This is a genomic window from Chryseobacterium ginsenosidimutans, from assembly GCF_024807225.1.
GTDB lineage: Bacteria > Bacteroidota > Bacteroidia > Flavobacteriales > Weeksellaceae > Chryseobacterium > Chryseobacterium ginsenosidimutans.
This window is the reverse complement of record NZ_JANUCO010000001.1, coordinates 141444-166489: the sequence shown is the minus strand read 5'-3', so window position 1 is coordinate 166489 and position 25046 is coordinate 141444. Positions and strand designations below refer to the sequence as shown.

Here is a 25046-nt window from a genome sequence, read left to right as displayed (position 1 = left end):
GACAACCATCAACCGACAACAAACAAAAAACAATGGATAAATTAATACAAATAACCTCAGGAAGAGGACCTTTAGAATGCCAATGGGTGGTGGCGAAAGTACTGAAGGTCTTCCTTGAGGAAGCAAAAGATAATAAAATAGACTACGAAATCATACACCGTGAAAATGGTGATGAAAATCTAACATTGAAATCCGTAACTCTACTTTTAAAAGGAAAAGAATTAAATGAATTTTTAAAAATATGGTTGGGAAGTATTTGTTGGACGGGGAAAAGTACCTTCCGGAAACTACACAAAAGAAGCAACTGGTTCATCGGAATTTTTAAATTGGATGGATTGGAGAAAATTAATTTTAATGAAAAAGATATTCAATTTCAAACAACAAGAAGCCAGGGAAGTGGAGGACAAAATGTAAATAAAGTGAATACCGCAGTTCGTGCGACACATTTGCCGACAGGACAAAGTGTTTTTGTGCAAGATTCACGATCACAATTGGATAATAAAAAGCTGTCTATCACAAGATTAAAAGAAAAAGTGTTGGAACAGAATATTATTCAGCTTCAAAAAAGAATGCAGGAAACATGGAACAATCATTTGCAGGTGCAAAGAGGAAGCCCGATCCGTACTTTTTCGGGAACAGATTTTAAAAAAAATTATCAGGAAAAATCGTTCAAAAAACAAAGAAACGTCCTGAAAAACGAATTAAAAAACTACAAAAATGACCTTAACTAAAAGTAAATACTACTTCGAGGCTTTAGATAATTATCCTTATAGTTTACCGGATTGTCTGGAAGCTCTGAATTATGCTTTGTCATACGATCCCGAAGATGCAGACAGCCTGTGTTTAATGGGAAGAATCTACAGCGAAATGTTGACTGACTACGAAAAAGCAAAGCTCTATTTTGAAGAAGCGATGAAATGTAACGTCGCTAATCTCAATACGCCGCAATATTATATCAAATGTCTCTTGGATAATGAAGATTTGCAAGAAGCTGAAAAATTAATCGAATATGCATTGAAAATCAAAGGAATAGATAATTGCAGAATTTTGATTCACAAATCTTTGCTGTTTGAGATCAAGTTTGAATATAATAAAGCTTTGAAGCCATTAAAGGAAGCAAAAAAATTTGCTTATGACCAAATTATGATAGATTTTTTAAAGAATAGAGAAAAATTTATCAAAGGAAAAATGCCTGGAAAGTCTAATAAGAAAAGGGTTAAAAAGAAGAAAGGGAATTGATTAAGTTTCTGGTTTTTAACATAATATAATTTTTCTTTCATGGTTCAGAAAATATGTTAGCTTTGTCAAAAACCAGAGTAATATGACAAAAAAATTATTTATGATTCCGCTTTCGATAGCGGCAGTATTTGCGTTCAACACAATGAACGGGCAAAACTCTAAAGCACTGATTCAGGATTATTACAAAAAGGGCGCACAGCTCTCTCAAAAGAATAGTTTTGATAGTAAATTAGATTTTATCATTCTTAATGAAGATAATTCTAAAAGTTTAGGTGCAAATATTGTGAATGTTCAACAGACTTATGACGGTCTGCGAGTATATAATGCACTTGGAAAAGTGATTATAAGAGACGAAAAGATTATCTCAGAAAAAAATGATTTCAAGAAAGAAATTGTCATTGGAAATCAGGGAAATCCTAAGGAAAAAATTTCCGAAGAAACATTAAAACAAAATCTGAACTTACAGGAAATCTCAAGAGTACAATATCTGCCAAATGTTTATTTTGAAAAAAATAATGTATTTGTTTTGGCAAAAGAATTATTCGTATCAGATAAGAAATCTTCAGATGTTTGGCATGTCATTGCAGATGCTTCAACAGGTGAAGTGTTGGCAAAAGATAATTTGACGGTAAGTTGTGATTTTGAACATAACAATACAGAATCAGATGTAAATTATTCAGAACCGGTGAAATTCAAGACTAAAATTTCAGATTCTCAGAAAAACACGTTATTATTGGTTCCGTCTGCTGCGTCTTATAATGTTTTTCCTCTTCCGGTTGAAGCTCCAAGTTTCGGATCGCGTTCTATTTTGAGTAATCCTTGGGATATTACAGCATCTCCGGAAGGGTGGCATTCAACAGTAACAGACAGCTATACCAATACAAGAGGAAATAATGTGTATGCTTACTCGGATCAGGCAAATGCAAATACGCCGGGATATTCTCCCGATGGAGGAATTTCAAGAAACTTTGATTTTCCGTTTGCCGAAGGAAGATATGTCAGTCCTTTTGCTCAAAAAGATGCAGCTATTACGAATCTTTTTTATATGAATAATAAGGTTCACGATGTATTTTATAAATTCGGATTTACTGAAGCGGCAAGGAATTTCCAGACCAATAATTTTGGAAACCCAGGAATTGGAGGAGATGCTGTAAATGCTGAAGCTTTTGATGGAAGCGGATTAAATAACGCCAATTTTAATTCGGGATATGAAACGGTAATCGCAGGTACAACTTATCTTCTTGCACCTAGAATGCAGATGTATGTTTGGTCGAGAAGCCAGACAGCGACAGATCCTATTTCAAGATATCAGTATAATTCTCCGGCAACAGTGACAAGCCGACCTAAAGTGATGTCGGAAACAGCTACTTTCGGATCTATATTGTTTGAAGGGCAATCTGTGACAGGAGATCTTGCTGTATCTTCACCTGCTGATGCATGTACAGCCGTTACTGCAGGAAGCATGACAGGGAAAATAGGAGTGGTTAATGCAGCAGGATGTAATTTTACGGTAAAAACAAAAAACTTACAAGATGCAGGTGCAGTGGGAGTTATCCAATATCATCCATCAAGTGACACTCCGATTGCATTAGGAGGAACAGATTCTACAATTACAATTCCGACAATTATGATCGGTAAAACGGAGGGGCAATATCTTGTTGCTCAAATTACTGGAGGAACAGTAATTAATACTACGTTGGGTACCGATTTTAACGGATTTAAACATTCAAGTCTGGATAATGGAGTTATAGCGCACGAATACGGTCACGGAATTTCTAATAGATTGACAGGACAAGGATACAGCTGTCTTTCAACAACCAATTCTACGGAACAAATGGGTGAAGGCTGGTCAGACTTTTTTGCTTTGATGCTTACGGCAAGACCGGGTGATACATCTGGTTTGGCAAGAGGGATGGCAACTTATGTTGCTGAACAGCCAACTACAGGAAACGGAATAAGACCGACAAAATATTCTCCTGATTTTGCAGTAAATAATTATACATATGCCAATACAAATACGATGGTTGGTGATCCTCACTCTATAGGTTTTGTATGGGCATCAATGCTTTGGGATCTTACGTGGAAATATGTAGAAAAATATGGTTATAATAATGATGTTTTAGCCAATCCGAATTCTGGGAATGCCAAAATTTTACAATTAGTAATGGATGGCTTGAAACTTCAGGTTTGTAGCCCTAGTTTTATCGACGGAAGAGACGCCATCATTCAGGCAGATCAGGTGAAAACCGGAGGCGCAGACAAATGTATGATCTGGAAAGCTTTTGCAAAAAGAGGATTAGGAGTTACTGCTTCAACCGGTAGTAAAACTGTGGGAACAGATCAGGTAGAAAATTTCACGTATCCTGCAGAATGCGATATTGTATTGGCAACTCAGGAAGCCGGAGCTTCAGAAACAAAATTTGTAGTTTTCCCGAATCCGACATATGATGAATTCTTTGTAGGAAATATTGATAAGTCAAAAGAAGAAGTTAAAGTGAAGCTTTTCGACATGTCAGGAAAATTGGTATTGTCTGATACAAGAGAAAATACTTCCAAAAAAGCCTTTTCAACAAAAGGATTACAGAAAGGAGTTTATATGGTTAATATCAAACAGGGAGAAAAAACTCAGACTGAAAAACTGATCGTAAAATAAAATACTTAAAACAATAATTTTTAGAAAGGAAGTCAGTTTTGGCTTCCTTTTTTGTAGCTTTAATAGATGAAGTAATAGTTATTCTTTTTGCTTTTACTAATGATCATTGGGTAAGTTAAAATATGAAGATAAATTTCACACTAAAAGAATTACGGTTAAAAGAAACATTTTCAATTGCTTACGGGAACTATAACAAGAGAGACGCATTGCTTATACAATTATCTCATCAAAATTGCAAAGGTTACGGAGAATGTGTTGCGATCGATTATTATCACATCGATCTTCAAAATTTTGTTTTAAAATTAAAGGAAATTCAAACCCAAATTGAAGCTCAGAAAATCATTCATCCGAAAGCATTTTTCCAATTTTTATTAAACTTAAATCTTCATCCGTTTTTACTTTCTGCATTAGATTGTGCTTACTGGGATCTTTTTGGGAAACTGGAGAACAAAAATTTTATTGAATTAAATCAGCTTCCGTCTGAAAACTTAGTAGAAAGTTCGATCACCATTTCCGTCGGAGAAATAGAAAAACAGATTCAGAAAATTGAAAAAAGCAGTTGGAATACATTCAAAGTGAAATGCAAAGGTTTAGATAAAAAAAATGTCGAAAAACTTTTACTATTAAATAAAAATATGGCTTTAGATTCCAACGCAAGTTTCACCGATGAAGATTGCGTCTGGCTTCAGGAAAACGATGAGGTTCAGAAGTTTTCCTATCTCGAACAACCAAGACCGATCGACCATTACAAGATCTTAAAAAAAGAAGGTTTTGCCAATTGGATGGCAGATGAAGATTGTCAGAATCTGGATTCTTTGGAAGAATTAATTCCTTATTACAAAAGTGTCAACATCAAATTAATGAAATGTGGCGGATTAACTCCTGCATTAGAAATGATTAAAAAAGCGCGTGAATTAAACTACAAAATTATGATCGGCTGTATGACAGAATCCACCGTTGGAATTTCCGCAGGCTGTGTTTTGACCGGACTTGTTGATTACGCAGATTTAGACGGAGCCAATCTCGTTTCCAATGATTATGCCACCGGAAATTTTGTAGAAAATGGCAAAATAATGCTGTCCCAGAAACCAGGTTTGGGAATTGAGTTAAAATAAAAAAAGACTTTCAAAAGAAAGCCTATTTTTTATTTACAGAAATCAGATAATCATAAACCATTTGATGTTGGTCATCGTTCAATTTGGCTTTGGGAGCCATTCTGCTCAATGTGTTTATCCATCCCTGATCGTCGTGTTTTGTAGGATCCGGTAGTTTGTGACATCTGTTGCATGAATTTTCAAAAATTGTTTTTCCCTGAGCAAATTGCTCAGAAGAAGTGTATTTTGGTCCGGTTACGGCTACACTTTTCGGTCCGCATGATACAACCATCGTTGCAGAACCTAAGATCATACCCAAAATCAATTTTTTCATACTGCTATTTTTTAGTGATTTATTTTTTCACAGATACGATATAATCGTAAACCCACTGATGCTGCTCATCTGTAAGTTTCGCTTTTGGAGCCATAGAATTCATGATTCCCACCCACTGTACCGAAGTACGAGACGTTGGATCTGGCAATTTGTGACATCTTCCGCATGAATTTTCGAAGATCGTTTTTCCCTGAGCAATCTGCTCTGCTGTAGAAGTTGCAGCCACCGGAGCTGTTGCTGTTGAAGCTTTTGGTGTACAAGACGCTAATAGAACGGCACTGAATGATGCTACAGCGATTATTTTTTTCATTTGTTTAAACTATTTGATTAAAACAAATGTAGGAAATTCCCTTTCTCATTGAAAAGGCGGTATATAATTTAGAAGAAATACAAATTAGAAGAATAAAAAGAATGAATGTGAGTTATCAACAGTAATTTTTTTAAACAATTAATAAATTTTTACCCTGTAAATTCCCCTTCTTTGGAGAAGTGGCGAAAATTCGAAAGAATTTTTGATAAGGTGGTGTATAGATACTTCAAGAATCTCATGATACCATCACTATTATTAACTTCTACATTTTTGAATTTAAGATGAATTAAAATAATATTCAACAGTAAAAAATTGACGGCAAAGCAAATTCACTATTGATCGTTGACATTTAATTGTTTATTTTTGAATCAATGAAATTTTCTACAGAAGAACTAATGGAAGGAATACGATCGGGAAACAAACGCCTGATTGCAAAAGCGATTACATTAGTTGAAAGTAAAAAAGCCGAACACAGACAACAAGCTGAAGAACTGCTAAAACAAATCATGCCTTTCACAGGAAACTCAATTCGAGTAGGAGTGACGGGAGTTCCGGGTGCAGGAAAATCAACTTTTATAGAAAATTTCGGGAGATTGGTTATTTCGAATGGTAAAAAAGTCGCTGTTTTGGCGATTGATCCCAGTTCTGCCATTAATAAAGGAAGTATTTTGGGCGATAAAACCAGAATGGAAGAATTGTCGAAAGAAGAAAATGCGTTCATTCGCCCTTCTCCGAGTTCCGGATTTTTGGGCGGAGTTGCCAATACGACTTTTGAAACGATGATGATCTGCGAAGCTGCAGGTTATGATTATATTTTAATAGAAACTGTTGGAGTAGGGCAGTCTGAAGTTTTGGTGGCAGATATTACCGATGTCTTTTTGTTTTTAAAAATAATTGGCGGTGGCGACGAACTTCAGGGAATCAAGCGTGGAATCATGGAAATGGTCGACGTGATTTTCATTAATAAAGTTGAAAAAGACAATCTCCAAAAAGCAAAAAATACAAGATTAGAATTAAAACGGGCACTGGATTTTATTCCGCCTAAAGAAAAAGATTGGAAAATTCCGGTTTTATTGGGTTCAGCTTTGCATAATGAAGGGTTGAGTGATGTTTTTGAAAAAATCGATGATTTTATTAATCTTAAAAAGAAAACCAACCGATTCGAAGAAGTAAGAACGCAGCAAGCCGAAAAACGTTTTGAATATTGGGTTCAGGCATATATTTTATCAATGATGAAGAAGAGTAATTCTGTGGAAGAAGCGTATGTTCAGCACAAAAAAAATGCTTCGACAATGGTTTCAAATCCAAGTACCGAAGCAAAATTATTTGTAGAAAAGTTTTTACGAGATTCAAGATCCGAGTAGCGAGATTTCAGAGTTTTAATAACTTCGCATCACGCATCACGCATCACGCATCACGAACCTCAAAAACTCGACTAAAGTTTCTCTTTCTGCTCTTCATTTTTTGCAATATATCCGTCGTAAGAAATCGGCTGTCTGTCGTTACTTCTGATGGAGGTGTAGGCTTTTCCGTTTTTGAAAACCTCAATAATAATTTCATCTACAGTACTTTGATCGTTTACCTTAATTTTCACGATCCATTTTCCTTTTTTACCTTGAGATTTAGTTACCGTAAAATCTTTTGAGGTAAATCTGTAACTGTTTTGGCTTGTATTTCCGTAAGTAGGATTAAAAACTCTTCCGAAATAAGGCAAAGTGACTTCAAGATTATTCTTTCTTAAATCAATTGAATAATTGCTTCCCGAAAGATCCAGAATTCTGGTTGAGGTAGAATTCGGCATCGAGTTCATGATATTAATAACATCGTAATTGGTAGGCGTGGCTCTTTGTGCATGAAATGAATAATCATCCGAATTTACAAGTGCCGTGACGGTTTGCGTATCAAGATTGCTTTGAGAAAAAACGTTTTGGGAAATCAATAAAAACCCAAAAATAAATATGATTGAAATATACTTTTTCATGATAGTAAAATAATTGTTAAATTTAAATAGCAAAATGTATGCAAATATATCGCTTAGATTCTATTTTGGAATAAAAATTGTAAAGGTTGAATTAATACACTCGAAACTATGAAAATAAAACACTTTTTTGGAATGGGAGCCATTGCTCTGTCAGTTGTAGCTTGTACTACAAACCCGATTACGGGAAGATCTTCTTTGCAATTGGCAAATAATTCGGAAATTATGACCATGTCTGCTCAGGAATACAAAACGACATTGGGTAAGTCTAAAGTAATTGCGGGAACGGCAGATGCAAAAAGAGTGACAAGTGTAGGTTCCAGAATAAAATCTGCAGCCGAAAGATATTATCAGCAAATCGGGCGTTCTGCAGATCTTGCGAACTACAATTGGGAGTTTAATCTTATCCAAAGTACCGAATTGAATGCTTGGTGTATGCCGGGCGGAAAAGTAGCGGTTTATACAGGAATTTTACCGGTTACGAAAAACGATAACGGATTAGCTGTAGTTTTGGGACACGAAGTTTCTCACGCTTTGGCGGGACACGGAAACGAAAGAATTTCTCAGGCAATGGTTGCTCAATATGGAGGACAAATTTTGGGAGGAACAATCTCTAACGGTCAATGGGCAAGTGTTTTTGAGAAAGTGTATCCTATCGGTTCTCAGGTTGCATTGTTGAAATACGGAAGAAATCAGGAGTCTGAAGCAGATCAAATGGGATTATATTTAATGGGAATGGCAGGTTACGATCCGAGAGAAGCAATTCCTTTCTGGAACAGGATGGAAGCTTCGGCTTCAGGAGCAAGACAGCCGGAATTTTTATCCACCCACCCGAATCCTGAAACAAGGATTTCAGATATCAATAAAAACTTACCTAAAGCATTGGAATATTATAAGGCTGCAGGTGGAAAAATATAATTAATAAAGAATTTTTTAATCTTGAGTAAAAGCCTTATTGAATTTTCACTAAATTTGGTAAGGCTTTTTAATATAAACACTTAAACACAAAATACTATGAAAAATTTAACGATTATCGGACTTGTACTTTTAGCATTATCGGTGCTCTTATTCTATTTAACATCATCTAATTTTACAGTTAATGATTTAGGAATGTCTCATGTTATGGGAATCCTGGGAGGAATTGGGATTGGTTTAATCATCGGCGGAATGGTAGGTTATGTAAGTAAAGGAAGCGCGATAAAGCAAGAGCAAAAAAAGAAAGAGTTCAAACAACTGCAAAAAGATAAAGAAGATCTTGAAAAGCAGGCTGCCGAAATTGCAAGACGTGAAGCTGAACTTCGAAATCAAGAAAATCAAAATCCTCAAGTCTAAGACCTGAGGATTTTTTATAGTTGATATTTTCTATGAACTTAGAATTTGTATCCGACTCCTACCATAAATAAATTTGGTCTGTTGTCGTATCTTATTTCGTCTCCTGAAACTTTATTGATGAAGTTTCTAGAATCTTTACTGAAAGCGCCTTCATATCTTGCATTCAAAAGTAATTTCTTAATTTCAAGTTGAGCACCAAACTGGTAACCTACCGTGAAATTATCTCTTGCATTTTCTTTAAAGTCGTTGAAAGTATCTTCTTTGCTTAAATTATAACTTGCAACGGGACCTACGAAAACTCCTAAGAAATCTCCTAAAACTTTATGTCCTAAAAGAAACCGGCAAATCAATACGGTTGCTCTTGATATCAAAAGTTGTATTGGATGTAGGATCTGTAAATTCATTTTTAAAAGAAGTGTAGTACAATTCCGGCATTACGAAAAATGATGCAGGAAGATTAGCTTTCAATGAAAGCCCAACGTTGAAACCTACATTGTTTTTTCCTTCTCCTTCGATTGCCTGATTTACTGTTCCTTTAATATTCTGCCAAGAAGCTGACCCTGTCGGGAAAATTAAATTTGCTTTCCCTGCCAAAGAAATCTGTGCAGAAGCAAACATAGAAAAACCTATTAATGCTATACTAAATGCCTTTTTCATTATCGTCAATTTTTGTGATTGTATTCTCAATAGTTTTGTTATTTTCGAGCATATATTCTCTTAATTGTTTAAACAACTCCGAAGAATAAACGAAATCAATCAGGTTTTTATTACCTGCCGTGATCAGAATATCCTTGTTTCCTTCCCATTCTTTGATTCCTAATCTCAGATATACAATTTTCTCGCCAATCGTCATTACAGAATTCATATCGTGGGTATTGATGATGGTAGTGGTGTTGTATTCTTTTGTGATTTCCAGCAAAAGATCATCAATAATATTCGAAGTATAAGGATCTAATCCTGAGTTGGGTTCGTCACAGAAAAGATATTTTGGGTGGTTTACTATCGCTCTTGCAATTGCCACACGTTTTTGCATCCCACCAGAAATTTCTGACGGGAATTTTCTGTTGGCTTTATCTAAATGTACTCTTCCGATTACCTCAAAAACTCTTCTTTTTTTCTCTCTGAACGTCAAATTGGTGAACATATCCAAAGGAAACATAATATTTTCTTCCACCGTTAAAGAGTCAAACAATGCACTTCCCTGAAACAGTGTTCCGATTTCGGATCGTAAATGCTGTTTTTCTTCTCTATTCATGACATTGATGTCTCTGCCATCAAAAAGAATTTCTCCTGATGAAGGCTGATAAACATTCAATAAACTTTTAAGGAAAACGGTTTTTCCGGAACCACTTTGCCCAATGATAAGATTTACTTTTCCTTTGTCAAAGGTGGTTGAAATTCCTTTAAGCACTTCAACATCATCAAAACTTTTCTTAAGATCTTTTACCTCAATCATTAGCTTAATATTAATTGGGTTAATAGTAATTCTGAAAGGATAATGAATACCATCGTCCAAACTACCGCCTGTGTACTTGCTCTACCTACTTCCAACGAACCTCCTTTTACATTATACCCAAAATAAGAAGGTACGGTTGCAATAACGAATGCGAAAACAATCGTTTTAGAAAATGCATAATAAATGAAAAGATTGGGCATATACATTTGAATACCAATGATATAATCGTTGGTCGTCCAGTTTCCGGTTAAAATTCCTGCGATATATCCTCCACTGATACCAAAGACAATACTGATGGCAATTAATAAAGGATTAAAAATCATACAAGCCAGTATTTTTGGTAAAATAAGGAAGTTAGGGGAGTTTACACCCATGATATCTAAGGCATCAATTTGCTCGGAAACCCTCATGGTTCCGATACTTGATGCAATATATGAACCCACTTTTCCGGCTAAGATCAAACTGATAATGGTAGGAGCAAATTCCAAAACCAAAACCGCCTTTGTTGCATATCCTACAAATGAAGGAGGAATCGGGAAATCTGAAGCATCAAAGTTATTAAACATTTGAATGGCAACAACCGCCCCAACGAATATAGATGTAAAGATCACCAACCCAAAAGAGTTGACTCCCAAATCATTGATTTCTCTCATGAACAGCTTCCAGAAAACCCTCATTTTCTGAGGCTTCTGCATGGATTTACCCATAAGGATCATGTATTCTCCTACTGCTGTGAAAAACTTTTTTAACATTCTGCTAAATTAGACTTTTTTTATTGAATTAAATTAAACTTGAGATGAAGACTGAGCCTCCGTTTTGCTACTAAACTTATATATCATAATGTAGACCAAAATTATTATTTTGCATTTTTATCTCCACCGATAACCAGTAAAACGGTTTTCAAAGTAATGACCAAATCCAGTACAAAACTCCAGTTTCTTACATAGAAAGCATCTGCCAAAACCCGCTTATTCATCTCCACTTCTACATCTCCGGCATCACCACGAAGTCCGTTTACCTGTGCAAGACCCGTAATTCCCGGACTTACCATGCTTCTCAGACTATATCGCCCGATTTTCGGTTTATAATAATTGTCGACCGCCAACATATGTGGTCTTGGTCCTACGATAGACATTTGTCCTTTTAAAACATTCAAAAACTGTGGCATTTCATCAAGACTTGTCTTTCTTAAGAATTTACCGATTTTCGTTATTCTTGCGTCGTTTTTAGCGGTCGTTTTTGTTGAAGACTCATCATTCACAACCATTGTTCGGAACTTGATACAATCAAAAACCTCCTCATGAAAGCCATATCTTTTTTGTATGAAAAAAACAGGTCCTTTTGATGAAGATTTAATTAAAATGGCAATAACCGGAAACAGCCACGAACAAATTGTAACCAAAACAATCGCTGAAAAAGCAATATCGAAGGTTCTTTTTAATAAAAAATTAGAATAGTAATCCAACGGATATCTTGCCTGATTAAGAACGGGCTGCGTCTGAATATATCCCATATCATAAAGGAAAAAATCGCTTTGTGTGATGCTGGGAATCAATGAAATGTGAACCTTGTTAGCTTCGGCTAATCTGAAAAGCTCTTTTTCCGTTCTTTCGTTGTAAGAATTTTCAGTCGGAATAAATAAGGTGTGAATTCCGTTTGTTTTCCAGAATTCTATCAGTTCTTCCGCTTTAATTTCAGGATTGTTGTAATCGAAAATTTTGTAACCGTAATCTTTTCTGTCCTTTAAAATATTTTTTAAAACTTCCGTGGAGCTGTTTTCATTCAAAAACATAATATTTCTATGGTTAATCCCCAGACTACGGAAATATTTAATTCCAAAAAATATTAATGATTTTGCTAAGAAAATAAAGAAAAACAGATAAAACGAAAGCCAATAAATATCTGAATTAAAAAATATGTTGTAACTGACTTTTCCAATCAATAAAATTCCAAGAATAAATAATAAAAAGTGTACGAGAAGCCTCTCGAGAAACAAAGTATACGTCAGGTTTCTCGGGATATTATAAATCTTTGTTCTGCCGCTTAGAAGCATCCAAAACAAAAATAATAACACCAGCGAAAAAGAATTCTGATACCATGTTTCCTGATTATATTTAAGGCTCTGATTTCGGCTTACGAAAAAGAATATGAAAATAGATGCAATAACCAAAAGGTCAAGCAAAATAATGATCGATTTAAGGTATCTAGAGTATCGAATTCTCTGCATCTATCGGTTTTCTAGGGATACGAAGAGCGAAGTTACATATTTTTTATGGTATATTCAGATATTTATGGGTCTGAACTGATGCTCTCCATTCCGGATGTTCTAAAATGAAATCTGTAATTTTTGGATACATTTCATCTCGTTTGCTCCATTCACTCTGAAGATATAAGGTACAGTTTTCTGAAACTTTTGCTGCCTGTTCTTCGGCAAATTTAAAATCATTATTGTTGAAGATAATCATTTTAAGTTCGCTTGCCTTTTCGTAAATTTCCTCTTTTGGAAGTCCCGTTTTCTTTGGCGAAAGGGTAATCCAGTCGATCTGTCCGCTCATAGGATAAGCTCCCGAAGTCTCAATATGAACCGTGCATCCCAATTCTTTCAATTTGGATGTTAAAATATCTAAATTCCACATTAATGGTTCGCCACCTGTTAAAACAATTGTTTTACAGTGATTGGCCGCTGTGGTTGCAATATCTTCCGCATTCATTAATGGATGTAAAGTAGGATCCCAGCTTTCCTTCACATCACACCAGTGACACCCGACGTCGCAACCGCCCAATCGGATGAAATAGGCTGCTTTCCCCGTGTGTGCTCCTTCTCCCTGAAGAGTGTAAAAATGCTCCATTACAGGGAGCATTTTACCTTCTTTTAATAAAATATCTTCTTCTTTATTCATTTTAAAATTAGTCGTTATAGACTGAAGTTTTGTAAGCAATGATGGTGTTTTTCATCAACATCGCTCTTGTCATAGGTCCTACTCCTCCCGGAACAGGCGTGATCCAGCTTGCTTTTGCAGCACAACTGTCAAAATCTACGTCACCCGCCAAATAATATCCTTTTGGAGAATCGTTGTCAACTCTTGTAATTCCTACGTCCACAATTACCGCTCCTTCTTTGATCATTTCTCCTTTTAAGAAGTGAGGATCTCCCAAAGCCGTAATTACGATGTCTGCTTTTTTAGTATATTCTTCGATGTCTTTCGTGTAAGAGTGCGTCAAAGTAACCGTTGAGTTTCCAGGGAAATCTTTTCTTCCCATCAAGATACTCATAGGTCTTCCTACGATTTTACTTCTTCCGATGATAACACAGTCTTTACCTTTTGTTTCAATATTATATCTTTCCAATAATGTTAAAATCCCGAATGGAGTTGCTGGTAAAAATGTATCCATTTCCAATGCCATTTTCCCGAAATTGGTAGGGTGGAAACCGTCAACATCTTTTCTCGGATCGATCGCATTAATGATTTTTTCCTGATCAACTTGGTCTGGTAAAGGCAACTGAACAATAAAACCATCTACAGATTTATCTTTATTAAGTTCCTCAATTTTTTCCAATAATTCAGATTCAGAAACCGTGCTTGGAAATTTAACTAAGCTCGATTGAAAACCTACTTCTTCGCAGTCTTTCACTTTAGCATTTACATATGCCTTACTTGCTCCATTGTTCCCAACGAGAATAGCCACCAAATGCGGTGCTCTTCTTTTGCTTTCAAGGATTTTATCAACTTCAACCTTGATCTCTGCTTTTATTTCTTTGGATACTTTTAATCCGTCAAGAATTTCTGCCATTTTTACTTTTATTGATTTATTTTTTACTTTTTATTAGATTTTTAAGGATATTTATCCGGATTTTGATGAGTGCAGAATATAGAAAGTATAAAAGCCTTTTTTGCTGTTTCATCAATCCGAAATATAATAATGTAAGGATATTTTGAAAAAGGTAAAATTCTTACATCGTTATATTTTTTTTCAAAAAAAGGATTCTGTCGAATTTTTCTATATGAATCCGAAAGTTGTTTCTTAAAAGATGTTGCAGCTGATTTAGAAAATTTACTATAATAATTAATAGCATCATCAATTTCTATTTCAGCTTTTGGAGATAAAACGATTTTATATACCATATTTTTCAGAAATCTTTCTCAAAGATTCTTCAGCATCTACATACGTATTCTTATCTTCTAATAATCTTTCATCGATCATTTTTTTTATCCCATCCGTCAATTCAAAATCATCCTCGTTTTTTTCAAAGCTAATTTTCATTCTTTTCAAAAGACTTTCCATTAAAGTTTCTTCTTCCTTATCTTTAAGATGTATTGTAATGGTACTCATATCTTTTATTTTTAATCAAAATTAATGAAAATCAACAACAATTTATTTATTCGCTTTATAATAATTAATCAACCCATTTGTAGAAGTATCATGAGAGTTAACTGCTTCATTGTTTTCAAGTTCAGGTAAAATTTTATTTGCTAAAACTTTTCCTAATTCTACACCGAACTGGTCGAAACTGAAAATATTCCAAATTACTCCCTGAACGAAAATTTTATGTTCATACATTGCAATCAATTGTCCTAATGAAAAAGGAGTTAATTCATTGAATATGATTGAATTAGTAGGTGTGTTTCCGTGGAAGACTTTATAGTTTAACAAGAAATCAATTTCTTCATCAGATTTTCCTGAAGCTTTCAGTTTCTTCTTCAACTTCTTCTTCTGTTTTTCCGAAGGCAAGTGCTTCCGTCTGGGCGAAAAAGTTAGCCAACAATTTATCTTGGTGATCAGAAACTTTGTTCGGGCTTTTCGCATACGCAATAAAATCAGCAGGAATCAATTCTGTTCCCTGGTGAATCAATTGATAGAAAGCGTGTTGCCCGTTTGTTCCCGGTTCGCCCCAAATAATTGGTCCTGTTTCATATTCTACGAATTCCCCGTTTCTGTCGACGCATTTTCCGTTACTTTCCATATCTCCCTGTTGGAAATATGCTGGAAATCTATCCAAATATTGAGAATAAGGAAGAATTGCATACGTTGTTGCTGCATAGAAATTACGATACCAAATTCCAATCAATCCCATTAAAACAGGAATGTTTTCAGAGAAATCTGTCGTCTGGAAATGTTGATCCGTATCGTTTGCTCCTTTTAATAATTGTTCAAAATTTTCATATCCAACTGAAAGAACGATACTTAAGCCGATCGCGCTCCAAAGTGAATATCTTCCGCCAACCCAATCCCAGAACTCGAAGATGTTTTCTTCTACGATTCCGAAGTCTTTAACTGCTTGAACATTAGTTGATAAAGCGACGAAATGTTTCGCTACATCTTCCTGTTTTCCAGTTTTTAAGAACCAGTCTTTTGCTGAATTTGCATTCGTCATTGTCTCCTGAGTTGTAAACGTTTTAGAAGCAATGATGAATAAAGTTGTTTCAGGATTTAAGTTCTTTACAACTTCTGCGATATGATTTCCGTCCACATTGGAAACAAAATGAACGTTTAACCTAGTTTTAAAATGTTTCAAAGCTGAAACTACCATCACAGGTCCCAAATCTGAACCTCCGATTCCGATATTTACAACATCTGTAATTTCTTTTCCGCTGAAACCTTTGTGATCTCCCGAAATAATGCTTTCAGAAAAAGATTTCATATGATCCAAAACTCTTTTGATCTGAGGTTTGATGTTTTCTCCGTCTACCAAAATTTCTTTATCAGAAAAATCCCTCAAAGCTGTATGTAAAACCGCTCTTCCTTCTGTTTCGTTGATTTTATCTCCCGAAAACATTTTAGAAATCGCATCTTTCAACTGACATTCTTCCGCAAGATTTAACAAAAGATTTTTTGTTTTAGAATCGATAAGGTTTTTAGAATAATCAAAAAGAAAATTGGTTCTTTTGATAGAAAACTCGTTAAAACGGTCCGGATTATATGCAAAAAGACTTCTTAAATCGAAATCATTGTTTCCAAAATGTTCGTCAAGAGCCTTCCAGCTATTTGTTTGGGTAGGATTTATTTTTGATAGCATATATTTAGAAATTAGGGTTTTAAAGCGTTGGATTCAGGATTGTTGAATGCCAAATCCTCTTGCAAAATTATTGATTTGCAAATTTACGGAATTTTACTTCAATGATGTTAATTGATGATTAAAAATCAATTGGTAAGTTCGAGTTCCAAAGATAATTTGTGGGGTGATACAATATTTCCTTTATGGTTAAAGATCTTGTACCAATTATTTTGAGATTTTCCGAAAACGGTTGAATCTTTTGATTCATAGCCAAAGAAAAAGGGATTTGTTCGATCAACAATTACATTTTTTTCCTTGCTTCCGTCAAGATTCATCTTTGTGACTTTGTCTAAATAATGGTTTTGTTCATTAATAATCCATTCGATACCTATAAATATTCCTTCTCTGGGAAAAGTGACAGGGTTTTTAGAAAAATCTATTTCAGTGAGATTCTTTCCTTTTTTACAAGTTACGATAATGTTTTTAAATTTTTCAGGAGCTGGTTTTCCATCAATATTTTCGTAGAAAACCAAGTTAAAAACGGCATCAGTTTTTCTGTCTTTAACATCCGTAGGAATTTTAATTTTCTTTATAAATATTTTTTCGTGGGCAAAATTGTTTTCAAAAAAATCAATAACACTCCAAGATATTTTGGTTCCCATAAAACCAAAATTATCTTTTTTTACAGAGCCCGATGTAAATGCTTCTGTAAATTTAGGTTTGGCAATTTCAACGCCTTCTATTTCCTGGAATTTTGGATGTAAAGAATACGTGGTTTCCTGTTTTGAAACATTCATTTTTTCGTAACCAAATGATTCTATTTCATAGATATTTTCACCTTTTTCTAAAGCAGCTTCTCCGTTTTCTTCTGTGTTTTTGTAGTAATCTTTGCCTTGTAAAATAAGTTTTGCATAAGGAATGGGCTTTTTGTTTTCTGCGTCTACAACTTTAATTTGAGTTTGAGAAAAACTTACGATAGAAAATAAAAGAATTATCAAAATACTGATTTTTTTGATCATTTTGTAGTTGTTATTTGTCTCTTTAACGAAGTTTATAAAGCTTTATTGAATAATTACAAGAGTTATATTTTAAGTTAACTTTAAAATGTATACTTTTAAGTTTAATATTTTCATTAAAATCATGCTTAATAGAAGGAATTTCATAAAAAAATCATCTTTGGGACTTGGGTTTTTCGCTTTACCGGTTTCTGCAAAATTTTTATTTACAGAAGATTATATTTCAAAAAGACCGAGTTTGGATCAAAGAAAATTCATTTCTCAGGCTGTTGAAAATACGATTAAAACCATCAAAAAATCTATTGCTGATCCGGAATTGGCGTGGATGTTTGAAAACTGTTTTCCCAATACGTTGGATACAACGGTAAAATTTTACCAGAAAAACAACAAACCTTACAGTTACGTAATCACAGGAGATATTGATGCGATGTGGCTTCGTGATTCTTCGGCGCAGGTTTATCCTTATTTAAGTCTTGCGAATGAAGATGAAAAACTGAAAAATCTGTTGAAAGGCGTTATTAATAAACAAGTTGAATGCGTTCTTCTCGATCCTTACGCCAATGCATTTTTTGATGATGCAAGTAAAATAAGCGAATGGAAAGCCGACTCTACAGAAATGAAACCCGGAATTCATGAAAGAAAATGGGAAATCGATTCTTTATGTTACGTGATGCGTTTGTCTTACAATTATTGGAAAACAACGGGAGATTCTTCAGTTTTTGATGCGGATTGGAAAAAAGCAATGCTTCAGATTTTACAGACTTTTAAAGAACAGCAAAGAAAAGATTCAAAGGGTTCTTATCATTTTCAGCGATCGAATGGGAATCCTTTAGATACACAATTTGGCGGTGGTTACGGAAATCCGACAAAGAAAATCGGTTTGATTCATTCCATGTTTCGACCTTCTGATGATGCTACTTTTTATCCGTTTTTGATTTCTTCGAATATGTTTGCGGTGGTTTCTTTGAAGGAAACGGCAGAAATTTTTTCTAAGATTTTAAAAGATGAAAATTCCTCAGCTCAATTTAAAAATTTAGCAAAAGAAGTGGATGAAGCCATTCAGAAATATGCCATTTTAAATCATCCTGAAGCCGGAAAAATTTACGCATTAGAAATCGATGGCTTCGGAAATGCGTTGTTTATGGACGATGCAAATGTTCCGAATTTATTGTCGATTCCTTATTTAGGATATGCTTCAAAAGAAGATGAAGTGTATAAAAATACTCGAAAGTTTTCTTTAAGCAAAGCAAATCCGTGGTACAGTGAAGGTAAATTTGCCAAAGGAATTGGCGGGCCGCACATCGGAGAACACAAAATCTGGCCTCTCGGTTTGATTATGCAGGCTTTGACAACCGATAACGATGAGGAAATTATCTATTGTTTAAAAACATTAAAAGCAACTCACGCCGGAACAGGTTTTATCCATGAATCTTTTGATGTAGACAATCCGAAAGATTATACGAGATCTTGGTTTGCATGGGCAAATACGCTTTTTGGCGAGCTGATTCTTCATTTATATAAAACAAAACCTGAAATTCTGAAAAGAAAATTTTAAACATAAAAACCTCCGGAAAAATCTGGAGGTTTCTTTGTAAAATCTAAAAAAAGGTTGATATATATTGATAACCAAAGGTTAGGATAGCTTATATTTCGGTGGTTGCCTGTTCTTTTTTAACAGGTTTTCTTTTTCTTAAAAAATAAACAATCACCGCTCCGATCAATAGAAGTGGCCAAACAGTAATTAATCCCACCACAATTCTCTGGATTAAATAATATCCTTCCACAAAAGCAGATTTTGCACTGTACATGAAATTGAATTTATATTTATCATCGATGCTTTTTGTATTGGTAATCGCGATTTCGGCGATGCGAAGTTTTGGTTCTTTGATGTAAATATCAATCGTACTGTATTTAAGATTATCGGTAACATCCATGTTTGCTAATTGCTGTTGATTGTTTTCCGACATATTGTCGTTACTCATATTGACTTTGTCTTTATTGGTTTTCAGTTGGTCAATATTTTCGCTTGTTTTTTTAATTCTTTTTCCTTCTAATTCAGCGTATTTTATACTTGAAGTCACGTCTTCTGCATTGATGGATCTTGAATTCAGGAATAATTTTTTACTGTTGATTAAAGTTAGCAATTCACCCAATTTTTCGGTCGGAACTCTCAATTGCATCGTGTTTTCCGTCTGATATTTTTTTACCAACATGGCTTCTTCGTTTGAAGTGTTGTAGGTATCTTCTGAAACGACATTACTTTTCAAATTGCTGTGTGTCACAAATCCTCCCAATTCCTGAACCGATTTTTCAATGGAAATTGTCGCTTCGTAAACATCTTTCACTTCTATGTTTACATCCGCTGTTTTGATGAATTGTTTGTCTTTTACTTTCATGGTTGCCACGGAAGAAATGCTGTCTGATGATACAACTACGGCTGAATCTGCAGATGCGTATGCTTCAAGTTCTGTTGCCGAAGCTTCTCCTTTTTTACACGAATAAATTCCTAATAAAAGCGCTGTTGCGATTGATAATCTGATGTAAGTCGTTTTCATATATTTATTTTTAATGTTTTGCTTATTCCAAAGTTCCAGCAGAATCTTTTGTAACGTTTGAAAATTGCGGGTAAAAATTTGTAAAGAAGAAAAATCTGTTTTAACCGTTTTAAGATCAGTGTTTTGTAAAATAAATTGAATGTGAGATGCTTGTTTTCGGATTAATTTTTGCTTAACTTTTACAAATCAACACACAAACAATTACTATGTCAAATACTTTTTCCAAAATCAGAAACGCAATAGATCTATTCAGATCAATAGATTTTGATCAGTTAAGTGCTATTTCTCAAAAAGTTGACCTGCCGAAATTGATGCAAAACTTCTCAAAACTCGATGATAAACAGCTTGGAGGATTGATGAAAATGCTCGATCCGAACAAGAAAAAGAAAGAGCTTCCGCCCATTGATGGTGATTTCTACGATATTTATCACACATTAAGTCCAGAACAGCGGGAAATTCAGTTGAAAGTAAGAGCTTTCATGGAAAAAGAAGTGAAACCTTTGGTGAATCATTATTGGCTGAGAGATGAATTTCCTTTTGAATTAATTTCAAAATTCCAAAAACTGGATATTTGTGGCGTAACGTATGAAGGTTACGGTTGTCCGGGAATGCCTTTTTTAATGGAAGGCGTTATTGCAATGGAAATGGCGAGAATTGATGCTTCGATTGCGACGTTCTTTGGGGTTCAGTCCGGTTTGTCGATGGGTTCAATATACATTTGCGGTTCGGAAGAGCAAAAACAAAAGTGGCTTCCACAAATGCAGAAGTTTGAAAAAATCGGAGCATTTGGATTAACAGAACCGGAAGTTGGTTCCGGAGCTGCAGGAGGTTTAACGGTAACCTGTAAAAAAACTCCGGAAGGCTGGATTTTAAATGGACAAAAAAAATGGATTGGAAATGCAACATTTGCAGATTTAATTATTATTTGGGCAAGAGATTTAGGTGACGGTGAAGTAAAAGGTTTTATTGTTGAAAAAGATAATCCGGGCTATTCTGTGGAGAAAATCAAAGGGAAAATGGCGTTAAGAATTGTTCAGAACGGATTGATTACATTGAAAGATTGTTTAGTTACCGAAGAAAACAGATTACAAAATGCCAATTCATTCAAAGACACGGCAAAAGTATTGAGAATGACAAGAGCAGGAGTTGCCTGGATGGCAACAGGTTGCGCGAGAGGTGCCTATGAAAGTGCTTTAGCTTACACGAGAACTCGTGAACAATTCGGGAAACCGATTGCTTCTTTTCAGATGATTCAGGGGCATTTGGTAGAAATGTTGTCGAATTTGACGGCAATGCAAACCATGGTTTTCAGGCTTTCTGAAATGCAGGATGAAGGTATTTTAAAAGATGAACACGCTTCATTAGCCAAAGTTTTCTGTACTTTAAGAACAAGAGATATTGTTTCCAGAGCCCGTGAAGTGATGGGTGGAAACGGAATTCTGCTTGAATATGATGTGGCAAGATTTGTAGCCGATTCGGAAGCGATCTATTCTTACGAAGGAACAAAAGAAATCAATTCACTGATTGTCGGAAGATCAATTACGGGTTTCAGTGCATTTGTATGATGATAAAGTAAATAGTCAATTGTGAATTTTGTATGCAAGTAAATTCACAATTGACTATTAATCATTAACGATTTAGCTAAATAAAGCTTTATACTTGTCTTTATTGTCGATAATCATCCAAAGGTTAATCAGGAATAGAACTCCGGAGATTGACATTCCCATTGTAGATTTGTCCATCGTGAAAACATGAACAACAATTCCTACCATAACCGGCAAAATAACAATAGCTCCTAAAGCTCGTGTTTTAGGAAAAATAAATAATAATCCGCCAACGATTTCCACAATTCCTACTAATGGCATCAACCAATGAATTTCCGCAAATGCAGCAAAAAGTTTCATTTGCTCAGGGGTGGGTTTCTCCATTGGCATGTAATTAAAGAATTTGTTTAATCCGGCATTGATAAACATCAATCCGAAAAGTAGGGACAGAATAAATTTTATGATTTTCATGAGTTGATTTTTTATTAAAATTAAATAAAATTATAATCCGTTGATTAAAAAGGAAGTAAAAATTTTATATATTCTCTTTTTGGAGAAATATTTAATAGTTTGTATGCTTTGATTTTATATATTTGTTTGACAAGTCAAATTAAAACGAATAGTATGTTGAAAAATCTTAAAAAATTAAATCGTACAGATTTAAAAGAAATTCAAGGTGGCGGTGGTGGCGGTCAATGCGATATCGGACCCATCGGTTGTCCATGTAAAATTCCACCGGGAGATCCATGTTTAGGTGGTGGAGGCGGACCGACTGATCCACCGGGAGACCCGATCGGATTTTGTGCAGACAGCGGAACGTACATTTTTTGTACAGAAACTTGTCCAAACGGATTACAGCCACTTTGCGCATTGTAAAAAATAAGAAGCCTTCAATTTGAAGGCTTTCTTTATATAAATTAAAAACTGATTAATTTAAAAATTACTCATTACCAATTACTCATTACCCATGAATCAGTCCATTTCCTTCAACGTAATATTCTTCGAGATCTTATAGCTTTTTTTCTTTTTATGAGGTTTTTCTTCCTCGCCTAATAGTTTTCCCCAAGGTTTTAAGCCGTCCACTCTTTCAAAAATAATTTTAATGATTGCGATTGCCGGAATACACAAAAACATGCCTGCAATTCCCCAAAGATGTTCTCCCAAAAGAATCCCAAGAAAAGAGAATAAGGCATTGATCTTTACTTTTGAACCCACTACAAATGGCAAAACAATATTTCCGTCAACAATGTGAATGCAGATATAACCGATGGCTACATAAATGCAAGTGGATGGAGTAGTAGTTGCAAAAGCAATAAAGCATGAAATTAAAAGTGAAATACACACTCCCAAATAAGGAATTACATTTAATAAACCAGTCAGAATTCCCAGAAGAATAGCATATTTTACACCTAAAATAGTAAGAAGTGTTGAGGTAAGAATAGACATAATAATCACCTGAAGACAAAGTCCGAAGATGTATTTTTTTGTCATAATCCTCACTTCATTCACGATTTCCTGAACGCTTGCTTTATGCTTTTCGTTAAAAACCGTTACGATGAAATTATTTAAAAGTCGTCTGTAATTTAAGATGAAGATAAAAAACAGGATAAAGAAAACAATAAAACCAAGTCCCGTCGAAAAAACGCCAAAAGTAAAACCCAGAATAACGCCTGTAGAAGAGAGAAGTTTATCCAAGCCTTGATCGAGATAAGTAAACTGTTCATCAATTTTTACATGAAAAGTTTTTGAAACCCAATGTTGAAGATCTTCAAAAACCGATGTAAACTGTCCTCTCAAATGTGGAATATCTTTACTGAAATCTGATAATTGTGATCCGAAGAAATAAATTAATCCCGTTAAAATCATCAACATAATCAAAACAGAAGTTATCGTAGACATAGATCTCGTGAATCTCAACCTTTTTTCCATAAAAGTGGCAATCGGCAAAAAAAGCATCGCCATTAAAAATGCCAGAAAGAAAGGCGCTAAAATGCTTTGACCCAACGCTAAAAGATAACCAAGACCAATAATGGAAATGACAACAAGCGTAAGTTTCACCAAAAAGGGTAACCGAAGTAAATTCATAATTTCAAAATCTTCCCTATAAAAATAAGAAAAACCCTTCGATTCGGAGGGTTTATTTCGTTATTTAACGTGAATTCTTTTCATCACATCCGAAAATTCTATACCATCGAGAAAAGCTACCACATTTGTGATTTTTCCGTCTTTCATTTTCATGTACCACGAGTAAGTAGAAAGATAAGGTTTGCCGTCCAAAGCAACAGCTTCACCATCCCACAAAGCAATGACCATATCCTGATCTGCAAAAATATTTCTGACGGTCGGTTTTATTTTTACTTTCAATTTTTTATTTAAAGGAATAATAACTTCATCCAGAAATTGCTGTTTTGAAGTATAAACTTTGGAATAAGGTGTAGAAACCCGTAATTTCCCAATGCATGTCGTCATTCAAAAGATCAAAAAAATTTCCGTTTCCGTCGTGCCAGTTTTGAAAAGCTTTTGTAATAATTTCTTTGTTTAAAAGTTCTTCTTGGCTGTAGTTTTGAGCATGTGAGGTTGAAAAAATAATCATAGCGAATAGTAGTAGTAAAATTTTCATTAGAATTAATTTTAAAGTTTCTTTGATAAAGAAAAAACAAACCCGAAAAGCTTTCAGGTTTGTTTAATTTTAAGTTTAAATCGTGTTTTCCCAAGCTTTTAATTGATGATCTTTCAACATATCTTCAACTATTTTTGGAACTACATTTCTGAATTTTCCTTCATCAGAAGGCACGATTTCTATCATACGGTCGATCATTTCCTGTGGATCCATTTTTCCTTCCGGTGTTGCGAAGAAATCATCAAAACCTTTGCGTAGATCTGCTCTTTTTGTGAAATTAACTTCATCATCCAACCAACGGAATGGGTTGTCTGCCATCGTTTCATTATAACCTGTATAATAAGCTCCTGGATTGATGGTCTGTACCTTGATTCCGTAAGATTCAAGCTCCTGTTGCATCGCTTCTGCAAAAGCTTCCAAAGCATGTTTTGTGGAAACATAAGTTCCCCAATTTGCCGGTGTGAACAAGCCTCCCATTGAAGAAGTAAACACCACTTTTCCTTTTTTGCCTTCTCTTACCCATCTTTGTACAACGCCTTGTGTAAGAATTAATGGTAAAAAGACATTTACTTCATAATTTTTTCTCACGATGTCAACAGGGATTTCCCAAACCGGACCGGCTTCTCCCATTCCTGCGTTGTTCCAAAGGATATCAAAGTCCCATTTTAAAGCTTGTTTGATGTCGTATTGATCGGTAAGATCCAATCTTTCTACTCTTATTTTATCTGATAAACCTAAAGCGGCAACTTCTTCTCGAAGCGGAGTTACCTGTGATGAAACATGCACTGTTGCGATAATGTTGTGTCCGTTTTTTGCCATTCCGATGGCTGCTCCTTTTCCGAATCCTGTACCTGCTCCTGTGATTAAAATTGTTTTAGTTTCCATTGTTTTAAAATTTTAGTGATTACTTATTAAGTTTA

27 protein-coding genes and 2 pseudogenes are annotated in these 25046 nt (G+C 34.8%); 10 read left to right on the top strand and 19 right to left on the bottom strand.

The window, feature by feature from the left end; all coding sequences use genetic code 11:
- Positions 1–32: 32 nt before the first annotated feature.
- From prfH to J3D55_RS00785, 4 genes are all read left to right on the top strand, one after another.
- Positions 33–731 carry a peptide chain release factor H gene (gene prfH, locus J3D55_RS00800; protein WP_259127286.1) on the top strand — a complete coding sequence of 233 codons (699 nt, stop codon included), beginning with the start codon at positions 33–35 and terminating at the stop codon, positions 729–731.
- The gene (locus J3D55_RS00795) at positions 718–1239 is read left to right on the top strand and encodes a tetratricopeptide repeat protein (protein ID WP_259127285.1); all 522 of its coding nucleotides are present in this window, start codon (positions 718–720) and stop codon (positions 1237–1239) included. The genes prfH and J3D55_RS00795 overlap by 14 nt, the downstream gene beginning before the upstream one ends.
- 82 nt (positions 1240–1321) lie before the next feature.
- Positions 1322–3892, top strand: a complete 2571-nt coding sequence (locus J3D55_RS00790; protein WP_259127284.1) for a T9SS-dependent M36 family metallopeptidase — start codon at positions 1322–1324, stop codon at positions 3890–3892.
- 122 nt (positions 3893–4014) lie between these two features.
- Positions 4015–5007, top strand: a complete 993-nt coding sequence (locus J3D55_RS00785; protein ID WP_259127283.1) for an enolase C-terminal domain-like protein — start codon at positions 4015–4017, stop codon at positions 5005–5007.
- A gap of 22 nt (positions 5008–5029) precedes the next feature.
- Here J3D55_RS00785 and J3D55_RS00780 read toward each other — a convergent pair whose 3' ends face one another.
- Together J3D55_RS00780 and J3D55_RS00775 are read right to left on the bottom strand one after the other, a co-directional pair.
- The gene (locus J3D55_RS00780) at positions 5030–5320 is read right to left on the bottom strand and encodes a cytochrome C (protein ID WP_259127281.1); all 291 of its coding nucleotides are present in this window, start codon (positions 5318–5320) and stop codon (positions 5030–5032) included.
- 19 nt (positions 5321–5339) lie between these two features.
- Positions 5340–5630, bottom strand: a complete 291-nt coding sequence (locus J3D55_RS00775; protein ID WP_259127279.1) for a cytochrome c family protein — start codon at positions 5628–5630, stop codon at positions 5340–5342.
- 371 nt (positions 5631–6001) lie between these two features.
- Between J3D55_RS00775 and meaB the strand changes: the two genes are divergently transcribed.
- Positions 6002–6994, top strand: a complete 993-nt coding sequence (gene meaB / locus J3D55_RS00770; RefSeq protein ID WP_259127278.1) for a methylmalonyl Co-A mutase-associated GTPase MeaB — start codon at positions 6002–6004, stop codon at positions 6992–6994.
- 71 nt (positions 6995–7065) lie between these two features.
- Here the strand turns inward: meaB and J3D55_RS00765 are convergent, their stop codons facing one another.
- Positions 7066–7611, bottom strand: coding sequence for a DUF4251 domain-containing protein (locus tag J3D55_RS00765; protein ID WP_259127277.1), 546 nt, complete (start codon positions 7609–7611; stop codon positions 7066–7068).
- 108 nt (positions 7612–7719) lie between these two features.
- Here J3D55_RS00765 and J3D55_RS00760 point away from each other — a divergent pair, with 108 nt between their 5' ends.
- On the top strand, positions 7720–8526 hold the full coding sequence (locus J3D55_RS00760) for a M48 family metallopeptidase (RefSeq protein WP_259127276.1): 807 nt from the start codon (positions 7720–7722) through the stop codon (positions 8524–8526).
- A gap of 96 nt (positions 8527–8622) precedes the next feature.
- Positions 8623–8940 (top strand): hypothetical protein, encoded by a 318-nt coding sequence (locus J3D55_RS00755; RefSeq protein WP_259127274.1) that lies wholly within the window; start codon positions 8623–8625, stop codon positions 8938–8940.
- A gap of 38 nt (positions 8941–8978) precedes the next feature.
- On the opposite strand, the pseudogene J3D55_RS22635 reads toward J3D55_RS00755, so the two are convergent.
- From J3D55_RS22635 to J3D55_RS00700, 10 genes and pseudogenes are all read right to left on the bottom strand, one after another.
- Positions 8979–9597, bottom strand: a pseudogene (locus J3D55_RS22635) (outer membrane beta-barrel protein).
- Positions 9581–10396, bottom strand: coding sequence for an ABC transporter ATP-binding protein (locus tag J3D55_RS00740; RefSeq protein ID WP_259127271.1), 816 nt, complete (start codon positions 10394–10396; stop codon positions 9581–9583). The pseudogene J3D55_RS22635 and the gene J3D55_RS00740 overlap by 17 nt, the downstream one beginning before the upstream one ends.
- On the bottom strand, positions 10396–11148 hold the full coding sequence (locus J3D55_RS00735) for an MlaE family ABC transporter permease (RefSeq protein ID WP_259127270.1): 753 nt from the start codon (positions 11146–11148) through the stop codon (positions 10396–10398). Before J3D55_RS00735 ends, J3D55_RS00740 begins: the two co-directional genes overlap by 1 nt.
- 104 nt (positions 11149–11252) lie before the next feature.
- Positions 11253–12623 (bottom strand): exopolysaccharide biosynthesis polyprenyl glycosylphosphotransferase, encoded by a 1371-nt coding sequence (locus tag J3D55_RS00730; RefSeq protein ID WP_259127269.1) that lies wholly within the window; start codon positions 12621–12623, stop codon positions 11253–11255.
- Positions 12624–12666: 43 nt separating this feature from the next.
- Positions 12667–13296, bottom strand: coding sequence for a 7-carboxy-7-deazaguanine synthase QueE (locus tag J3D55_RS00725; RefSeq protein ID WP_259127268.1), 630 nt, complete (start codon positions 13294–13296; stop codon positions 12667–12669).
- 7 nt (positions 13297–13303) lie between these two features.
- Complete coding sequence (locus J3D55_RS00720; protein ID WP_259127267.1) at positions 13304–14188, bottom strand: bifunctional 5,10-methylenetetrahydrofolate dehydrogenase/5,10-methenyltetrahydrofolate cyclohydrolase; 885 nt, start codon at positions 14186–14188, stop codon at positions 13304–13306.
- Between the two features lie 41 nt (positions 14189–14229).
- Positions 14230–14520 carry a type II toxin-antitoxin system RelE/ParE family toxin gene (locus tag J3D55_RS00715; protein ID WP_259127266.1) on the bottom strand — a complete coding sequence of 97 codons (291 nt, stop codon included), beginning with the start codon at positions 14518–14520 and terminating at the stop codon, positions 14230–14232.
- Positions 14510–14728, bottom strand: coding sequence for a hypothetical protein (locus J3D55_RS00710; protein ID WP_259127265.1), 219 nt, complete (start codon positions 14726–14728; stop codon positions 14510–14512). The genes J3D55_RS00715 and J3D55_RS00710 overlap by 11 nt, the downstream gene beginning before the upstream one ends.
- Positions 14729–14770: 42 nt before the next feature.
- A pseudogene (pgi, locus tag J3D55_RS00705) lies at positions 14771–16412 on the bottom strand (glucose-6-phosphate isomerase).
- 125 nt (positions 16413–16537) lie between these two features.
- Positions 16538–17410, bottom strand: coding sequence for a hypothetical protein (locus J3D55_RS00700; RefSeq protein ID WP_259127264.1), 873 nt, complete (start codon positions 17408–17410; stop codon positions 16538–16540).
- 121 nt (positions 17411–17531) lie between these two features.
- Between J3D55_RS00700 and J3D55_RS00695 the strand changes: the two genes are divergently transcribed.
- Positions 17532–18962, top strand: a complete 1431-nt coding sequence (locus tag J3D55_RS00695) for a glycoside hydrolase family 125 protein (RefSeq protein ID WP_259127263.1) — start codon at positions 17532–17534, stop codon at positions 18960–18962.
- A gap of 88 nt (positions 18963–19050) precedes the next feature.
- On the opposite strand, the gene J3D55_RS00690 is transcribed toward J3D55_RS00695, so the two are convergent.
- On the bottom strand, positions 19051–19962 hold the full coding sequence (locus tag J3D55_RS00690) for a DUF4349 domain-containing protein (RefSeq protein WP_259127262.1): 912 nt from the start codon (positions 19960–19962) through the stop codon (positions 19051–19053).
- 206 nt (positions 19963–20168) lie between these two features.
- On the opposite strand from J3D55_RS00690, the gene J3D55_RS00685 reads away from it, so the two are divergent.
- On the top strand, positions 20169–21527 hold the full coding sequence (locus tag J3D55_RS00685; protein ID WP_259127261.1) for an acyl-CoA dehydrogenase family protein: 1359 nt from the start codon (positions 20169–20171) through the stop codon (positions 21525–21527).
- 72 nt (positions 21528–21599) lie between these two features.
- On the opposite strand, the gene J3D55_RS00680 is transcribed toward J3D55_RS00685, so the two are convergent.
- Positions 21600–21977 (bottom strand): DoxX family protein, encoded by a 378-nt coding sequence (locus tag J3D55_RS00680; RefSeq protein WP_259127260.1) that lies wholly within the window; start codon positions 21975–21977, stop codon positions 21600–21602.
- Between the two features lie 153 nt (positions 21978–22130).
- Between J3D55_RS00680 and J3D55_RS00675 the strand changes: the two genes are divergently transcribed.
- The gene (locus J3D55_RS00675; protein WP_259127259.1) at positions 22131–22382 is read left to right on the top strand and encodes a bacteriocin-like protein; all 252 of its coding nucleotides are present in this window, start codon (positions 22131–22133) and stop codon (positions 22380–22382) included.
- A gap of 96 nt (positions 22383–22478) precedes the next feature.
- Here the strand turns inward: J3D55_RS00675 and J3D55_RS00670 are convergent, their stop codons facing one another.
- The 4 genes from J3D55_RS00670 to J3D55_RS00655 form a co-directional block, all read right to left on the bottom strand.
- Positions 22479–23591, bottom strand: coding sequence for an AI-2E family transporter (locus tag J3D55_RS00670; protein ID WP_259127258.1), 1113 nt, complete (start codon positions 23589–23591; stop codon positions 22479–22481).
- A 60-nt stretch (positions 23592–23651) separates the two neighbouring features.
- On the bottom strand, positions 23652–23870 hold the full coding sequence (locus J3D55_RS00665; protein ID WP_259127257.1) for a nuclear transport factor 2 family protein: 219 nt from the start codon (positions 23868–23870) through the stop codon (positions 23652–23654).
- Positions 23871–23895: 25 nt separating this feature from the next.
- A complete protein-coding gene (locus tag J3D55_RS00660; protein WP_259127256.1) occupies positions 23896–24126 on the bottom strand; it encodes a hypothetical protein in 231 nt (76 codons plus the stop codon).
- Positions 24127–24201: 75 nt separating this feature from the next.
- Positions 24202–25011: an SDR family oxidoreductase gene (locus J3D55_RS00655; protein WP_259127255.1), complete on the bottom strand. Its 810-nt coding sequence runs from the start codon at positions 25009–25011 to the stop codon at positions 24202–24204.
- Positions 25012–25046 lie beyond the last annotated feature (35 nt).

Bases quoted from the DNA above. Each gene is read 5' to 3' on its own strand.
- J3D55_RS00720 (WP_259127267.1), bottom strand. From the start codon at position 14,188: ATGGCAGAAATTCTTGACGGATTAAAAGTATCCAAAGAAATAAAAGCA.
- J3D55_RS00655 (WP_259127255.1), bottom strand. From the start codon at position 25,011: ATGGAAACTAAAACAATTTTAATCACAGGAGCAGGTACAGGATTCGGA.
- J3D55_RS00795 (WP_259127285.1), top strand. From the start codon at position 718: ATGACCTTAACTAAAAGTAAATACTACTTCGAGGCTTTAGATAATTAT.
- J3D55_RS00785 (WP_259127283.1), top strand. From the start codon at position 4,015: ATGAAGATAAATTTCACACTAAAAGAATTACGGTTAAAAGAAACATTT.
- J3D55_RS00670 (WP_259127258.1), bottom strand. From the start codon at position 23,591: ATGAATTTACTTCGGTTACCCTTTTTGGTGAAACTTACGCTTGTTGTC.
- J3D55_RS00790 (WP_259127284.1), top strand. From the start codon at position 1,322: ATGACAAAAAAATTATTTATGATTCCGCTTTCGATAGCGGCAGTATTT.
- meaB (WP_259127278.1), top strand. From the start codon at position 6,002: ATGAAATTTTCTACAGAAGAACTAATGGAAGGAATACGATCGGGAAAC.
- J3D55_RS00715 (WP_259127266.1), bottom strand. From the start codon at position 14,520: ATGGTATATAAAATCGTTTTATCTCCAAAAGCTGAAATAGAAATTGAT.
- J3D55_RS00680 (WP_259127260.1), bottom strand. From the start codon at position 21,977: ATGAAAATCATAAAATTTATTCTGTCCCTACTTTTCGGATTGATGTTT.
- J3D55_RS00730 (WP_259127269.1), bottom strand. From the start codon at position 12,623: ATGCAGAGAATTCGATACTCTAGATACCTTAAATCGATCATTATTTTG.
- J3D55_RS00780 (WP_259127281.1), bottom strand. From the start codon at position 5,320: ATGAAAAAATTGATTTTGGGTATGATCTTAGGTTCTGCAACGATGGTT.
- J3D55_RS00760 (WP_259127276.1), top strand. From the start codon at position 7,720: ATGAAAATAAAACACTTTTTTGGAATGGGAGCCATTGCTCTGTCAGTT.
- J3D55_RS00710 (WP_259127265.1), bottom strand. From the start codon at position 14,728: ATGAGTACCATTACAATACATCTTAAAGATAAGGAAGAAGAAACTTTA.
- J3D55_RS00725 (WP_259127268.1), bottom strand. From the start codon at position 13,296: ATGAATAAAGAAGAAGATATTTTATTAAAAGAAGGTAAAATGCTCCCT.
- J3D55_RS00775 (WP_259127279.1), bottom strand. From the start codon at position 5,630: ATGAAAAAAATAATCGCTGTAGCATCATTCAGTGCCGTTCTATTAGCG.
- J3D55_RS00675 (WP_259127259.1), top strand. From the start codon at position 22,131: ATGTTGAAAAATCTTAAAAAATTAAATCGTACAGATTTAAAAGAAATT.
- prfH (WP_259127286.1), top strand. From the start codon at position 33: ATGGATAAATTAATACAAATAACCTCAGGAAGAGGACCTTTAGAATGC.
- J3D55_RS00765 (WP_259127277.1), bottom strand. From the start codon at position 7,611: ATGAAAAAGTATATTTCAATCATATTTATTTTTGGGTTTTTATTGATT.
- J3D55_RS00735 (WP_259127270.1), bottom strand. From the start codon at position 11,148: ATGTTAAAAAAGTTTTTCACAGCAGTAGGAGAATACATGATCCTTATG.
- J3D55_RS00700 (WP_259127264.1), bottom strand. From the start codon at position 17,410: ATGATCAAAAAAATCAGTATTTTGATAATTCTTTTATTTTCTATCGTA.
- J3D55_RS00690 (WP_259127262.1), bottom strand. From the start codon at position 19,962: ATGAAAACGACTTACATCAGATTATCAATCGCAACAGCGCTTTTATTA.
- J3D55_RS00695 (WP_259127263.1), top strand. From the start codon at position 17,532: ATGCTTAATAGAAGGAATTTCATAAAAAAATCATCTTTGGGACTTGGG.
- J3D55_RS00755 (WP_259127274.1), top strand. From the start codon at position 8,623: ATGAAAAATTTAACGATTATCGGACTTGTACTTTTAGCATTATCGGTG.
- J3D55_RS00660 (WP_259127256.1), bottom strand. From the start codon at position 24,126: ATGAAAATTTTACTACTACTATTCGCTATGATTATTTTTTCAACCTCA.
- J3D55_RS00685 (WP_259127261.1), top strand. From the start codon at position 20,169: ATGTCAAATACTTTTTCCAAAATCAGAAACGCAATAGATCTATTCAGA.
- J3D55_RS00740 (WP_259127271.1), bottom strand. From the start codon at position 10,396: ATGATTGAGGTAAAAGATCTTAAGAAAAGTTTTGATGATGTTGAAGTG.